Origin of the sequence: Tabrizicola piscis, from assembly GCF_003940805.1 — a bacterium.
Lineage (GTDB): Bacteria > Pseudomonadota > Alphaproteobacteria > Rhodobacterales > Rhodobacteraceae > Tabrizicola > Tabrizicola piscis.
Genome location: NZ_CP034328.1, coordinates 523,851 through 537,201 on the forward strand (window position 1 = coordinate 523,851; position 13,351 = coordinate 537,201).

Sequence of the window (13,351 nt, forward strand, 5' to 3'; positions counted from 1 at the left end):
TCATTTTGCGACCTGCGAGGGAACGATGCGCCTGCTTCTGGTTATCGCGCTGATCTTGGCCCTGGCGGTCGGCAGCTACCTTGGCGTCACCGGTTACTTTCTGGCCAAGGCCGCACATGACCTGCTGCGCGTCGGCAACATCTCATCAGTGCTCGCCACCGCGACGCCACCGACCGACCCGCTGGCGCTGGGTTATCGCGGCAATCCGATGGTCGCCCTTGGCCTGCCGTTCCAGATCCTCCCGGTCGACACCGCCCTTGGCCCGGCAGAGGCTTGGCTGGTTCCCGCCGCAGGGTCAGAGGTCGGTCGCGCCGTCTACGTCCACGGCATCGCCGGCGCGCGTGAAGATGGCTATCGCCATCTCTCGCTGCTTCACGAGGCCGGCTGGACGGTCCTGCTGATCAGCTATCGCAACGATCCTGATTCCCCGGCCGATCCGGGTGGCCTCTATGGTTTTGGCTTGCTCGAATGGCCCGACCTTGAAGCCGCGATCCTGTCAGTCACCGGCGTCGATGGCCCGCGCGTGCTGGTGGTGGCAGAATCGATGGGGGGCGCCATCCTGGGCCAGTTTCTGCAACGCAGCCCGCATGCGGGCTTGGTCAAGGCAATCGCGCTCGACAGCCCAGCCATCAGTTTTTCCGCGGTCCTTACCCATCTGGCCGACCAGAGCGGTAAACCCCTGTCCGGCGCCATAGCTTCGATTGCGGCGACGTTCGCGCCCCGGCTGACCAATCTGGCGCTGGCCGAGGCTGAAACCGCCGATCTTTACACAGCCTTTGCAGGACCGATCTTCATCGCCCACGGCGCGGGAGACCGGATCGTTCCGCTTGCAACCTCGCAGGCAATGGTTGTCGACCGGAATGGTGCGACAACGCCGCTCTGGACTGGCGCCGATCATCTGGGGTCGTATGCCGAAGATCCCGACGCCTATGCCGCCGCCTTCTCTGCCTTCCTTGATACCCTGCCCGACTAGCCCATCTCTTCATCCGGACAGAACCCCGCACGCACCATGCCCTATGAATGGCTTCCCTCTGACAGCGGCACGGACCGTTTGCACCTCTGGCCCCACCGGTCGCTGACCCAGCGCGGCTTCGTCTGGTTTGTCGGGGCGACTGCCGCATTGATCGCCGTCCCGCTCGTCGGGGTGCTCGGGTCACCCGTGGTCTGGGCGCTGCTCCCGTTCCTTGTCGCCACGATCTGGGCAATCTGGTTTGCCCTACGCAAGAACGGGCGCGACCGCGACATTGTCGAGGATCTGACCCTGTCATCTGCCCGGATCACCCTGTCGCGCCACGGGCCAAGGGGCAGGCGGCAGGACTGGGAGGCAAACCCCTACTGGCTGCGCCTGACCCTGCACCCTACCGGTGGCCCGGTGGCAAACTACCTGACCCTGAAGGCCGAAGCGCGTGAGGTGGAATTGGGCGCTTTCCTGTCGGAAGACGAACGCATCGCCTTGCACTACGAACTTGCGCAGGCCCTGCGGCGATTGCGGTGACCGCAGGCCGTATCATCACCCAATGGAGCGGACCGTGCACCCGGCCAGTTTGCAGCAAACTCTGATCGGCACGCTTGACAGGATCCGGCACTGTGCCACGGACGAAGAGCGCTGGCTTTGTGGGGCCAGCCTGCTGCAGGACTGCGGCAGTGACTGGGTCACCGCTGGAACCGCGCCACGCGGTCGCCCGGCGGATGTTGCCGTGCGATCCACGACCCCGGACAGTCTCATGCGGGACTATGTGCGGGAACAGATCCATCTGGACGATCCCTGGATGCAGCTTTGCGCTCAAGGCTGTGATCTGGATCACCTGGATGTGGGCGCCCATGCCGGGTTGCGCCACCCCACGACCAAGGCGCGGGTGTCGCGCCTCTTTGCCGACCACGGCGTGCGGCGGGCCGTGCTTGTGTTCTCCTACGCTGGGACCCGGCCTGGCGGCTTGGTCCTCTATGACCGCAACGCCAGGCAGGCCGACTGGCTGCATGCACCGGACGGGCTTGAGAAAGCCCGGTTGATTGTCGCCATCCTGTCCGCCTTCTACCGCCCTGAACAGGACAGATCCGGATCAGATCAGCTTTACGCAATGGGTTCAGCGCTCAGCGCCCGCGAACGCGAAGTACTGCAATGGCTTTTCCACGGCCACCGGACTGCCCGGATCGCCGAGCAGATGGGAATCGAATGCGTCACGGTGTCAAAGCACCTGATGTCGATCCGCCGCAAACTGGGTGCCAAAACCCGCGAGCAGGCCCTGGCGATCGCCGTCCGGGACGGGCTGATCGCGGTCTGACTATCCATCTTGATACCTTGTTGCCGCATCCATGCGTCCCCTAGCCTTTGGGTCGTGAAGGCCGCCCAGTGCCTTCAACCGCAAGCACGACCAAGGGTCGCCAGCCGACCGCGTCAGGAGAAGATGCATGAAATCACAGTGGAAACTGGCAGCCCTTGTCGGGTTTGCCCTGTCAGCGATGCCGATTGCGGCCCTTGCCGACACCGAGATCGACTATCGCGAACGGGTGACCCTGAAAGTCGGCCAGTCGGTCGTGGTCTACGGCTTTCGCGGCGACTGCGGCAAGCTGCCGACGTCCGACCAGATCGACCTGCCCGTCCTCAAGACCGGCAAACTCAGCGTCGGCAAGCCCGGAAAACGCGTCTCCAAGCGCTGCAACGGGATGACTCCGGCCGTCCAGATCATCTTCACGGCCGAAACCGAGGGCCGTGAGAAATTCGAATTGCAGGGCGACGACATCTCAGTTCGGGTCCGGAACTGATCAGACCAACCCGGTGTTGCAGCGGGTCAGTCGGGGGGCGCGTAACCAGTTTTCGCTTAGCCTAACCGCCCCTTGACCAGCGCTCCCACCGCCCCGAAATCCATCTGGCCGGTGTAGCGGCCCTTCAGCGCGGCCATCACCTTGCCGCAGTCGCGGATGCTGGCCGCACCAGTTTCCGTGACGGCTTCGGCAATCGCGGCCTCAATCTCAGCCGTCGACATCTGCCGCGGCAGGAATTCCTGGATCACGCCGATTTCGGCCAGTTCCTTCTCTGCCAGTTCCAGACGCCCGCCCTCTTCATAGGCGCGGGCCGATTCCTGGCGTTGCTTGACCATCTTGCCCATGATCTGCAGGATTTCGGGTTCCCCGACCTCTCTGGCATCAACTTCGCCGCGCAGGGCGATCTCACGATCCTTGATGGCGGCGTTGATCAGGCGCAGGGTGGACAGGCGGTCCACCTCCTTGGCCTTCATCGCGTCCTTGAGGGCCGTCTGAAGGCGGTCACGTAGCAGCATCGGTCATCCATCCCCATGGTTTTCCCGCAAGATCGCACCATACCCTGATCCCGGTTCATCCGCAACCAGGGGCACTATTTGCAACCCATTGTTTTTGCGTAAGAAACCTTTTGTCGCGCAGCCTTGACCCCGCGCCCCCCTGCCCTTAGGTTCGCGCCAATTTACCCGGATGGAGTCGCCCCATGCCTGCACTGCAGAAGCCTACCGCCTGCCTTGCACTTGCCGACGGCACCCTGTTCTACGGCCACGGCTTCGGGGCCACGGGCGAAACGGTCGCCGAACTGGTGTTCAACACCGCGATGACCGGGTACCAGGAAATCATGACCGACCCGTCCTATGCGGGTCAGGTGGTGACCTTCACCTTCCCCCATATCGGCAACACCGGTGTCACGGCCGAAGATGATGAGACCGCCACCCCATCGGCCGCCGGCATGGTGGTGAAATGGGATCCGACCGAACCGTCCAACTGGCGCGCGACCGGCGATCTGACTGCCTGGCTTTCCAAGGTCGGGCGGATCGGCGTTGGCGGGATCGACACCCGTCGGCTGACGCGGGCCATCCGCCAGCAGGGTGCCCCGCATGTGGCGCTGGCCCATGATCCTGAGGGTCGCTTCGACATCGAACGTCTGGTGGCCAAAGCGCGGGCCTGGAAAGGTCTGGTTGGACTTGACCTTGCCAAGGATGTGACCTGCGCCCAATCCTACCGCTGGGATGAAAAACGCTGGGCCTGGCCCGAAGGCTATACCCGCCGCGACGGCCCGGGACTCCGGGTTGTTGCCGTAGATTACGGCGCGAAACGCAACATTCTGCGCTGCCTTGCCAGCGTCGGATGTGAAGTGACCGTCCTTCCCGCCTCGGCCACGACCGAAGATGTGCTGGCGCTGAATCCCGAAGGCGTGTTTCTGTCAAATGGCCCGGGCGATCCGGCCGCGACCGGCGATTATGCCGTGCCGATGATTCAGGGCGTGCTGGCCCAGAACCTGCCGCTGTTCGGGATCTGCCTTGGCCACCAGATGCTGGCGCTGGCCCTTGGGGCCAAGACCCGCAAGATGAACCACGGCCACCACGGCGCAAACCACCCGGTCAAAGATCTGACCACCGGCAAGGTGGAAATCACCTCGATGAACCATGGCTTCACCGTGGACGCCGATACCCTGCCCAAGGGCGTGTCCGAAACCCATGTCAGCCTGTTCGACGGCACCAACTGTGGCATCGCGGTGGATGGCAAGCCGGTATTCTCGGTCCAATACCACCCCGAAGCAAGCCCCGGACCGCAGGACAGCTTTTATCTGTTCGAACGGTTCGCCGCCGCGATGCAGGCCCGTCGAAGCGCCTGATAATGCTGGAAAAGGTGGGATTAACGTCCCATTAACCTGCCGCGCGCATGCTCGGGCCATCGCAAAGGCCAGGGTATCACATGCCAACGGCAGATCGCCGGATCACCGCCAATCTACCGTCGCAGGTCCGTGCACCGCGCAAGGCTGTGGGGGCGCTGTTGCTGCGGTCGGGGGTGGTGTCCGCCGAAGACATGGTCAGTGCCCTGTCCCACCAAGGCCGCGAAGCCGGGCGCCTGCCCGACGTGCTGCGCGCCCGCGGCCACCTCCGCGAACGCGACCTGCTGGAGGTTGAGGCGCTGAACTGGGGTATCAAGGTGCTTGACCTGGCCACCGCCCTGCCCGACCCGCGCCTGATCGACATGCTCGGCGCCACCGATTGCCTGCGTCATGGTCTGGTACCTTGGCGCCGGGTCGGGGGGATGACGGTGGTTGCCCTCTCTCGCCCGGAAGAGTTTTGCCGCCTGCGCCCCATGCTGGAGGACCGGCTCGGCCCCATCGGCATCGGCATCGCGCCGCTGCGCGATATCACGGCGGCCGTGCATGCATGGCGTGGTCCCCGGTTGGCGCAGGCTGCGGAAAACCGGGTGCCCGCCGCTGAAAGCTGCCGCGACTGGCCAAAACTGCACCGCGCGCCGCGCGCCATGGTCGGGATCGCCGCCATCCTTGGCTTGGCCTTGCTCGCGCCTGTGAGCCTTGGCATTGGCCTTCTGACATTTTCGCTCGTGTCGCTCTGTCTGATTGTTGCGTTGAAGCTGGCGGCGACCGTTGCGGCCCTGCGTGCCCCGCCGTCTGCTCCGGAACCTGCCATGCCGGATGTGCTGCCGGTCGTGTCGATCATCGTTGCCCTCTACCGCGAAGGGGACATCGCGCCACGCCTTGTCCGACGGCTTGCCCGGCTGGATTATCCCGACGACCTCTTGGACGTCATCCTTGCCGTCGAATCTGACGATCAGGTCACGCTGGAGGCCCTTGCAGCCGCCGAACTTCCACCCTGGATGCGCGTGATCGTCGTCCCCGAAGGCGAGGTGAAGACCAAGCCTCGCGCGCTGAACCACGCGCTGACCTTTGCACGCGGTTCGATCATCGGGGTCTATGACGCCGAAGACGCGCCTGACCCCGACCAGTTGCGCCAAGTCGTTGCCCGCTTTCACCACGCCCCAGCCGAAGTGGCCTGCCTCCAAGGCATGCTGGACTACTTCAACCCCCGCACAAACTGGCTAAGCCGCTGCTTTACCATCGAATACGCGGGCTGGTTTCGGCTGATCCTTCCCGGCATCGCCCGGCTGGGTCTGGTTGTCCCCTTGGGGGGAACGACGCTGTTCTTCCGCCGCGCTGTGCTGGAAACCCTGGGGGGCTGGGACGCCCACAACGTGACCGAAGATGCCGATCTTGGGATCCGCCTTGCACGGCACGGCTACCGAACCGAAATCATCGCCACCGTGACTGAGGAAGAGGCGAATTGTCGGGCGCTCCCCTGGATCAAGCAACGATCACGCTGGATCAAGGGCTACATGATGACTTGGGCCGTTCACATGCGCTCACCCCGCCTGCTCTGGCGCCAGCTTGGTCCCCGGGCGTTCCTTGGGTTCCAGGTGATGTTCCTTGGCACCATCGCCCAGTTCCTGATGGCGCCTCTGCTGCTGTCATTTCTGGTCGTGCCCTTTGGCCTGCCGCATCCACTGCTGCATGCGCTGCCGGACGCGGTCTTCTGGGGCATGACGGCAGTCTATGTCCTGTCGGAACTGGCCAACCTGACCATCGGCATGATCGGCACCAGCCGCACGCGCCACGGCCTCAGCCTGTGGTGGGTTCCGACGATGCTGCTTTATTTTCCAATGGCGTCCCTTGCGGCATACCGGGCCCTGTCCGAACTGGTGACACGGCCGTTCTATTGGGACAAGACCACCCACGGCCTGTTTGACCATGTGACCGACCACAACGCCCTACGATGACCGCTCCGTCAAACGCCCCACCGTCCACCGCTATAGGCCAAGCCGATGCAGGCGCGTCAGGTGGGTTCTACCGCAACCGCAATTCGCCCGCATCCACCCGCAGCCGCGTCTCGAAGGCCCGGCTGATATGGGTTTTCAAGGCATGGTCGGCCGCATCCCCGTCGCCGCTTTCGATGGCTGACACGATCCGGTCATGTTCATCCAGCGCCACTTCGTCGCGCCCCTCGGCCGCGAAGGAGGTGTTGGCCATCAGCGCCATCGACCGATGCACAAGATCAAGCTGCTGGACCAGATACCGGTTATGGCTGGCCAGATGAATCTGCTTGTGAAAGCGCTTGTTCGCGCGGCTCAGCGCCCGTGGGTCGCCACCGACAAGCGCCCGATCCTCGGCCACCATGCTGCGCAACACCCGCACTTCCTCGGGCGTGGCATGACGTGCGGCCAAGCGCGCTGCCAGCCCCTCCAGTTCCGACCGGACGGCGTACAGTTCCGCCAGTTGGTTGTGGTCCAGGCTGGCGACGATCAGGCTGCGCCCGTCGCGCGTCAGCATCGACTGGGTTTCCAGCCGCTGCAGCGCCTCGCGCACCGGCGTGCGGCTCACGCCCAGCCGTTCGGCCAGCTCGCTTTCCACCAACCGATCGCCGGGTTTGTAAAGCCCGGCATCAATCGCCTCCAGGATCAGGGTATATGCGTCCTTCTGCACCGTCTGGCCTTCCTCGTTTCCGCGCCGGACACTAGCGCGCGCCATGGCCCGCGATCAACCCTTCCCAAGAACCGGATATGCCGATAGACGCATGGCATGCCACACCCGGATTTCGCGCATGTCTCGACCTGGGTCTTTGACCTCGACAACACGCTTTACCCGCCGCACATGCGCCTGTTCGACCAGATCGAAGTCAGGATGACCGACTGGGTCATGCGCGCGCTTCAGGTCGACCGGGCGCGCGCTGACCATTTGCGGGCACATTACTGGCAGACCTATGGCACGACGCTGGCGGGCCTGATGGCCGAACACGGCGTCGATCCCGCCCCCTATCTGACAGATGTGCATAACATCGACTTTTCAGTCCTGTCCCCCGATCCTGCCTTGGCACAGGCGATCAGCGCCCTGCCCGGCCGCAAGATCGTCTATACCAATGGCTGCGCGCCCTATGCCGAAAAAGTCCTTTCTGCCCGTGGGTTGAGCGGAGTTTTTGACGCAATTTACGGGGTGGAGCATGCGCAATTTCACCCCAAGCCTGCCGCGCTGGCCTTCCAGACCGTCTTTGCCCAGGACGGCCTCACCCCCAAAGCCGCCGCGATGTTCGAGGATGACAGCCGCAACCTTGCCGTGCCCCATGCGCTTGGCATGCGGACCGTGCATGTCGCCCCCGCCCCCGAACCTGCACCCCACATCCACCACCACACCGACGATCTGGCCAGCTTCCTTGAACGGCTTCTGGCGTGACCAAGCGCCACAGCCCCTGATCTTTGGCAACCGCCGCCCTATCTTGCGCCAAAACGCGCTTGAAGGAGGCCGCCATGATCGCCCAGACGACCACCCAACCCCGCCTGTCATCCCCGCTTGGCCGGGTCATGCGTGCCCTGCCCGTGGTCGGCCGCGTGATCCGCGATGTCGAACGTGAGGTGGATACGATCTACTACGTCTTCGTCATCCTGCTCACCGCCATGGTCCTTGCCGTGCAGACCTGGGGCTTGGCCGCGCTGGTGGTCACCGCCGTAGCCTTTGTGCCGGTGATGTTCAGCTTGCTGATCTGGATCACGCTCCCCTAAGGCGGCAGCACTTGGGGCATTCTGCCCTATGGCCCGCCGGGTCCGCCTGGCCTAATGTCCGGCACCGGAGGCATAGATATGCGCGAAACGACAGACATCCTGATTTCCGGCGGCGGCGTTGCCGGGCTTGCCGCAGCCTGCGCCTTTGGCAGCGCCGGGTTCCGCGTGATCTGCGTCGACCCCACCCCCCGGTCACCGATGACACCGCCGAAGGGGCTGACTTGCGCACGACGGCCTTTCTGCAGCCGTCGGTTCCCGTGCTGGAAGCGGCGGGCCTCTGGTCCCGCCTCGCACCCCACGCCGCCCCTTTGCAAGTCATGCGCATCATCGACGCTGGGGGGATCGACCCAGTCGCCCGCCTGACCAAGGATTTCGACGCCGCCGACATCTCTGACGCGCCCTTTGGCTGGAACTTGCCCAATTGGCTCTTGCGGCGCGAGATGGTGGCGCGGCTCGCCGATCTGCCCAATGTCAGCTTCCGCCCCGGCATCGGCTTTGCCCGCATGCTGTCCCGCGAGGCTGAGGCGCTGGTCACCCTGACTGACGGCGCCCAGATTTCCGCGCGCCTTGTGATCGGGGCCGATGGCCGCACCTCCCCCGTGCGTGAGGCGTTGGGGATCGGTGCCCGCACCTTCCGCTATGGCCAGAAAGCGCTGGCCTTTGCCGTGGCGCATGACCTTCCCCACGCCAACGTCTCGACCGAGGTGCACCGCACCGGTGGCCCCTTCACTCTGGTCCCCCTGCCCGACCGTAACGGTGCCCCGGCCTCCGCCGTGGTCTGGATGGACACCGGGCCCGAGGTTACACGGCTTGCATCCCTGCCCGTGCCGGAGTTCGAGACGGCAATGACCGCCCGCTCCTCCGGCATCCTCGGGCCGCTCCGCCTGCTGACACGCCGGTCGGTCTGGCCGATCATCAGCCAGATCGCCGACCGGATGTCAGGGCCGCGCGCTGTCCTTCTAGCAGAAGCCGCGCATGTCGTGCCACCCATCGGCGCGCAGGGCTTGAACATGAGCCTTGCTGACCTGCGCTGCCTTCTGGACCTTGCCGAAGCCCACCGCGATGATCCGGGCACGGTGGCGGTCACCGAAGCCTACCACCGCCGCCGCCACTGGGAGGTGCAGCTGCGCGTGACCGGGATCGACCTGCTGAACCGCGCCTCGATGGTCAGCGCGCCCAGCTTGCGCGACCTGCGGGCCAAGGCGCTGGACACGCTTTACAGCACGCGCCCCATCCGCCAGACGCTGATGCGCGCAGGCCTTGGGATGCGCCCGGTAGGTGCGGTCAAGGACAGCGCTTGAAGACCTTCAGCACGTTGTAGTCGGGCCGCGCTGCCATTGGTGGCCGCGCGGCCGCTGAAGTCCTAGAGAACCTTGCCCACAGCCCGCTGGAGCCGCGCGACCGTTCCCGGCACGTCGGCCAGCTTGTCCAGCCCGAAAAGCCCGATGCGGAAGGTGCGGAACTCCGCCCCCTCACCCACCTGCAAAGGCACGCCTGCCGCGATCTGCAGCCCTTCGGCGCGGAACTTTGCCCCGTTCTGTACATCGGCATCGGCGGTGTAGCTGACCACAACCCCCGGTGCCTGAAACCCCTCGGCGGCAACCGAAGGCACGCCCTTGTCCGCCATCAAAGCCCGAACTGCACTACCCAGCGCCCATTGCGCGGATTTTGCAGCCTCGAACCCCATGGCCTTGGTCTCCAGCATCGCATCACGAAAGCCGACGATGGCATCTGTCGGCATCGTCGCGTGATAGGCATGCCCACCGCCCTCATAGGCCGCCATGATGCTGCGCCATTTCTTCAGATCGATGGCAAAGGAATTGCTGGTCGTCTCGGCCAACCGCGCCTCGGCCCGGGGGCTTAGCATCACAACGCCCGCCGATGGCGACGCTGACCACCCCTTCTGCGGCGCGGAAATCAGCACATCCACCCCGGTCGCTGCCATATCCACCCAGATGCAACCGCTGGCGATGCAATCCAGCACCATCATCGCGCCCACGTCATGCGCGGCCTCGGCGACCTTGGCGATATAGTCATCCGGCAGGATGATCCCGGCGCTGGTTTCCACATGCGGCGCGAACACCGCCTCTGGCCGCGTCTCATGGATCTTGGCCACCACCTCTTCCACTGGCGGCGGCGCAAAGGCCGCCTGCGCCCCGTTCCCGGTCTGCCGTGCCATGACCACGGTGGTTTCGTCGGTAAACCCGCCCGCCTCGAAAATCTGGCTCCACCGATAGCTGAACCAGCCATTGCGCACGATCAGTACCTTGCCCTGCCCGAACTGCCGCGCCACCGCCTCCATCGCATAGGTTCCGCCACCGGGAACAAGCGCCACCGCTGACCCTTTGTAGACATCCTTCAGCAGACCCGACACCTCACGCATCACGCCCTGAAACCGGGCCGACATGTGGTTCAGGCTGCGGTCCGTGAACACGACCGAGAATTCTTCCAGACCCTCCGGGTCGATATCGGCATGCAGTGCGGGCATCGGCAACTCCTTCTCAGTTCAGCGGTAACCTAGCCCATTTGCTCTTTTCACAAATACTCAAATGCGACATTGCCGCTATCCCAACGGCCCAGGACGGCGCTCTTCGGTCAAAAGCACGTTGGCCTCGACGTTGCCGATCCCCGGCAATGTCATGATCCGGCGGCGCAGCACGCGCTCAAAATCAGCGATGTCGCGCGCCACCACGCGCAGCCGGTAATCGAACAGGCCCAGCACATGCTGCACCACCTGCACTTCGGGAATCGCCTGCACCGCGCGCTCGAAATCTTCCAGCGAAACCCGGCCCTTGGTGGCCAGCTTGACCCCCAGAAACACCGTCACCCCAAAGCCCAGCGCCGCCCGGTCCACTTCGACCCGCTGCCCGGCCAGCACGCCCGCCTCTTCCAGCCGCCGCACCCGGCGCCACGCGGCCGGCTGTGATAGCCCAAGCCGCCGTCCCACCTCCCCCGCCGAAAGCGTGCCATCCCCTGCCAGTTCCCGCAGGATCGCCCGGTCGATGTCGTCAAGATCAATCAGGCCAGCGCTCATAGCGGCAGCCCCCCCGACTCCTTGATCGTGGACACCAGCATCAGCGCCTCCACTTCCGCGATATGCGGCAGGGTCAGGATTCGGTCCCGGTAGATTCCGGTCCAATGGACCATGTCGCGCGCCAGCACGTTCAGCCGGACGTCCACTCGGCCAAGGAAAGTCTCGATCCCGATCACCTCCGGCACCTCACGCGCGGCGGCGATGAATTCGTCAAAGGCGCGCGGGTTGGTCTTGTCCAGGGTAAAGCGCAAGCTGACTTCGACCTCATAGCCCAAGGCCCGCCAATCGATCACGGCCGTTTCCGACCGGATCACCCCCGCTCCCCGCAGCCGGTCCAGCCGCCGCCACAAGGTCGCCGGCGTGACCCCGGCACGGTCGGCCAGCGCCGCCCGGTCAAGCGCGGGCTCCGCAAGCCAGTGGCGCAGGATGCGGCGGTCCGTATCGTCAATTTGCATGGATAATCCACATGATGCCATTCAGACGCATGAGTTTTCGCAGAAAACTCGTGAACAGTCAAAAAATGCACGGCTCATGACCGCAAAAACCGTATGGTCCCGCCATCAACCATCGGAAAGGATACGCCCATGCGCGTTTACTACGACCGCGACTGCGATGTGAACCTCATCAAGGACAAAAAGGTCGCCATCCTCGGCTACGGCTCCCAGGGCCACGCCCACGCCCTGAACCTGCGCGACAGTGGTGCGAAGAACGTCGTCGTGGCGCTGCGCCCCGGCTCGGCCTCGGCCAAGAAGTGCGAAGCCGAGGGCCTAAAGGTCATGGACATCGCCGAGGCCGCCAAGTGGTGCGACCTGATCATGTTCACCATGCCGGATGAGCTGCAGGCCGAAACCTACAAGAAATACGTCCACGACAACCTGCGCGAAGGGTCCGCCATCGCTTTCGCCCACGGCCTGAACGTGCACTTCGGCCTGATCGAGCCGAAGAAGGGCGTCGACGTCATCATGATGGCCCCGAAAGGCCCCGGCCATACCGTGCGCGGCGAATACACCAAGGGCGGCGGCGTGCCCTGCCTCGTCGCTGTCCATCAGGACGCGACCGGCAAGGCCATGGAAATCGGCCTGTCCTACTGCTCGGCCATCGGCGGCGGTCGTTCCGGCATCATCGAAACCAACTTCCGCCAGGAATGCGAAACCGACCTCTTCGGCGAACAGGCAGTCCTCTGCGGCGGCCTTGTCGAACTCATCCGCATGGGCTTTGAAACCCTCGTGGAAGCCGGCTACGAGCCAGAGATGGCCTATTTCGAATGCCTGCACGAAGTGAAGCTGATCGTGGACCTGATCTACGAAGGCGGCATCGCCAACATGAACTACTCGATCTCGAACACCGCCGAATATGGCGAATACGTCTCCGGCCCGCGCATCCTGCCTTACGCCGAAACCAAGGCCCGGATGAAAGAGGTTCTGACCGACATCCAGACCGGCAAATTCGTGCGTGACTTCATGCAGGAAAACGCCGTGGGTCAGCCGTTCTTCAAGGCCACCCGCCGGATCAACGACGAACACCAGATCGAACAGGTCGGTGAAAAGCTGCGCGCCATGATGCCTTGGATTTCCAAGGGCAAAATGGTCGACAAGGCGCGGAACTGAAACACACAAAACACAAAGGGGGGCCTCGGCCCCCCTTCTCCGTAAACTCTACCAGACGTCCCGACCGCCCAAATTCAAGTTGTCGCGACCGTGCGCGCTGCGCAGCACCTGCGTCCGGTACACCTGCTCGTCCAGCGGCAGCAGAAAGCCGACGCCGCCATACTTTCCATCCTTCGCCAGACTGGAAATCGGCGCGTTCGGGTCGCGCATACGGTCCTTGGTGCGTTCCTTGTTGATCAGGGCAGCGGTCAGCACGATCAGCATCGTCACCAGACTTAGCAGCGGAATAAGGCCTTCGAACATGATCCGTTCCTTTCAGTTGTGTCACGAAAGCAACGCAGAACATGCATGCCAGGTTCCGCCAAAAGGT

15 protein-coding genes and 1 pseudogene are annotated in these 13,351 nt (G+C 64.2%); 10 read left to right on the forward strand and 6 right to left on the reverse strand.

Annotated features, from left to right (window positions below; all coding sequences use genetic code 11):
* Positions 1-25 precede the first annotated feature (25 nt).
* The 4 genes from EI545_RS02460 to EI545_RS02475 all read left to right on the forward strand — a co-directional run bounded on the left by EI545_RS02460 (position 26) and on the right by EI545_RS02475 (position 2,763).
* Positions 26-973, forward strand: a complete 948-nt coding sequence (locus EI545_RS02460; protein WP_125324002.1) for an alpha/beta hydrolase — start codon at positions 26-28, stop codon at positions 971-973.
* A 36-nt stretch (positions 974-1,009) separates the two neighbouring features.
* A complete protein-coding gene (locus EI545_RS02465; protein ID WP_125324003.1) occupies positions 1,010-1,495 on the forward strand; it encodes a DUF2244 domain-containing protein in 486 nt (161 codons plus the stop codon).
* Positions 1,496-1,529: 34 nt separating this feature from the next.
* Positions 1,530-2,282 carry a helix-turn-helix transcriptional regulator gene (locus EI545_RS02470; RefSeq protein ID WP_164517190.1) on the forward strand — a complete coding sequence of 251 codons (753 nt, stop codon included), beginning with the start codon at positions 1,530-1,532 and terminating at the stop codon, positions 2,280-2,282.
* A gap of 127 nt (positions 2,283-2,409) precedes the next feature.
* On the forward strand, positions 2,410-2,763 hold the full coding sequence (locus EI545_RS02475; RefSeq protein ID WP_125324005.1) for a hypothetical protein: 354 nt from the start codon (positions 2,410-2,412) through the stop codon (positions 2,761-2,763).
* A gap of 56 nt (positions 2,764-2,819) precedes the next feature.
* Here EI545_RS02475 and EI545_RS02480 read toward each other — a convergent pair whose 3' ends face one another.
* Complete coding sequence (locus tag EI545_RS02480) at positions 2,820-3,278, reverse strand: GatB/YqeY domain-containing protein (RefSeq protein ID WP_125324006.1); 459 nt, start codon at positions 3,276-3,278, stop codon at positions 2,820-2,822.
* Between the two features lie 182 nt (positions 3,279-3,460).
* On the opposite strand from EI545_RS02480, the gene carA reads away from it, so the two are divergent.
* Together carA and EI545_RS02490 are read left to right on the forward strand one after the other, a co-directional pair.
* On the forward strand, positions 3,461-4,615 hold the full coding sequence (gene carA / locus EI545_RS02485; protein ID WP_125324007.1) for a glutamine-hydrolyzing carbamoyl-phosphate synthase small subunit: 1,155 nt from the start codon (positions 3,461-3,463) through the stop codon (positions 4,613-4,615).
* An 80-nt stretch (positions 4,616-4,695) separates the two neighbouring features.
* Positions 4,696-6,567 (forward strand): glycosyltransferase, encoded by a 1,872-nt coding sequence (locus tag EI545_RS02490; protein ID WP_164517191.1) that lies wholly within the window; start codon positions 4,696-4,698, stop codon positions 6,565-6,567.
* 67 nt (positions 6,568-6,634) lie between these two features.
* Here the strand turns inward: EI545_RS02490 and EI545_RS02495 are convergent, their stop codons facing one another.
* On the reverse strand, positions 6,635-7,270 hold the full coding sequence (locus tag EI545_RS02495; protein ID WP_125324008.1) for a GntR family transcriptional regulator: 636 nt from the start codon (positions 7,268-7,270) through the stop codon (positions 6,635-6,637).
* Between the two features lie 96 nt (positions 7,271-7,366).
* On the opposite strand from EI545_RS02495, the gene EI545_RS02500 reads away from it, so the two are divergent.
* The 3 genes and pseudogenes from EI545_RS02500 to EI545_RS02510 all read left to right on the forward strand — a co-directional run bounded on the left by EI545_RS02500 (position 7,367) and on the right by EI545_RS02510 (position 9,641).
* On the forward strand, positions 7,367-8,014 hold the full coding sequence (locus tag EI545_RS02500) for a pyrimidine 5'-nucleotidase (protein ID WP_125324009.1): 648 nt from the start codon (positions 7,367-7,369) through the stop codon (positions 8,012-8,014).
* A gap of 74 nt (positions 8,015-8,088) precedes the next feature.
* Positions 8,089-8,340 (forward strand): hypothetical protein, encoded by a 252-nt coding sequence (locus EI545_RS02505; RefSeq protein WP_125324010.1) that lies wholly within the window; start codon positions 8,089-8,091, stop codon positions 8,338-8,340.
* A gap of 78 nt (positions 8,341-8,418) precedes the next feature.
* Positions 8,419-9,641, forward strand: a pseudogene (locus tag EI545_RS02510) (UbiH/UbiF family hydroxylase).
* A 62-nt stretch (positions 9,642-9,703) separates the two neighbouring features.
* Here the strand turns inward: EI545_RS02510 and EI545_RS02515 are convergent.
* The 3 genes from EI545_RS02515 to EI545_RS02525 all read right to left on the reverse strand — a co-directional run bounded on the left by EI545_RS02515 (position 9,704) and on the right by EI545_RS02525 (position 11,829).
* Entirely contained in the window at positions 9,704-10,828 is a 1,125-nt protein-coding gene (locus tag EI545_RS02515) for an aminotransferase class V-fold PLP-dependent enzyme (RefSeq protein ID WP_125324011.1), read from the reverse strand.
* 75 nt (positions 10,829-10,903) lie between these two features.
* Positions 10,904-11,362 (reverse strand): Lrp/AsnC family transcriptional regulator, encoded by a 459-nt coding sequence (locus EI545_RS02520; protein ID WP_125327202.1) that lies wholly within the window; start codon positions 11,360-11,362, stop codon positions 10,904-10,906.
* Positions 11,363-11,370: 8 nt separating this feature from the next.
* On the reverse strand, positions 11,371-11,829 hold the full coding sequence (locus EI545_RS02525) for an Lrp/AsnC family transcriptional regulator (protein WP_125324012.1): 459 nt from the start codon (positions 11,827-11,829) through the stop codon (positions 11,371-11,373).
* A gap of 129 nt (positions 11,830-11,958) precedes the next feature.
* Between EI545_RS02525 and ilvC the strand changes: the two genes are divergently transcribed.
* Positions 11,959-12,981, forward strand: coding sequence for a ketol-acid reductoisomerase (gene ilvC, locus EI545_RS02530; RefSeq protein WP_125324013.1), 1,023 nt, complete (start codon positions 11,959-11,961; stop codon positions 12,979-12,981).
* 48 nt (positions 12,982-13,029) lie between these two features.
* Here ilvC and EI545_RS02535 read toward each other — a convergent pair whose 3' ends face one another.
* On the reverse strand, positions 13,030-13,284 hold the full coding sequence (locus EI545_RS02535; RefSeq protein ID WP_125324014.1) for a hypothetical protein: 255 nt from the start codon (positions 13,282-13,284) through the stop codon (positions 13,030-13,032).
* Between the last annotated feature and the right edge of the window lie 67 nt (positions 13,285-13,351).

Coding starts and splice junctions, on each gene's coding strand:
- EI545_RS02525 (WP_125324012.1), bottom strand. CDS start 11,829: ATGCAAATTGACGATACGGACCGCCGCATCCTGCGCCACTGGCTTGCG.
- EI545_RS02505 (WP_125324010.1), top strand. CDS start 8,089: ATGATCGCCCAGACGACCACCCAACCCCGCCTGTCATCCCCGCTTGGC.
- EI545_RS02480 (WP_125324006.1), bottom strand. CDS start 3,278: ATGCTGCTACGTGACCGCCTTCAGACGGCCCTCAAGGACGCGATGAAG.
- EI545_RS02475 (WP_125324005.1), top strand. CDS start 2,410: ATGAAATCACAGTGGAAACTGGCAGCCCTTGTCGGGTTTGCCCTGTCA.
- EI545_RS02500 (WP_125324009.1), top strand. CDS start 7,367: ATGCCACACCCGGATTTCGCGCATGTCTCGACCTGGGTCTTTGACCTC.
- EI545_RS02515 (WP_125324011.1), bottom strand. CDS start 10,828: ATGCCCGCACTGCATGCCGATATCGACCCGGAGGGTCTGGAAGAATTC.
- carA (WP_125324007.1), top strand. CDS start 3,461: ATGCCTGCACTGCAGAAGCCTACCGCCTGCCTTGCACTTGCCGACGGC.
- EI545_RS02460 (WP_125324002.1), top strand. CDS start 26: ATGCGCCTGCTTCTGGTTATCGCGCTGATCTTGGCCCTGGCGGTCGGC.
- EI545_RS02490 (WP_164517191.1), top strand. CDS start 4,696: ATGCCAACGGCAGATCGCCGGATCACCGCCAATCTACCGTCGCAGGTC.
- EI545_RS02465 (WP_125324003.1), top strand. CDS start 1,010: ATGCCCTATGAATGGCTTCCCTCTGACAGCGGCACGGACCGTTTGCAC.
- EI545_RS02535 (WP_125324014.1), bottom strand. CDS start 13,284: ATGTTCGAAGGCCTTATTCCGCTGCTAAGTCTGGTGACGATGCTGATC.
- ilvC (WP_125324013.1), top strand. CDS start 11,959: ATGCGCGTTTACTACGACCGCGACTGCGATGTGAACCTCATCAAGGAC.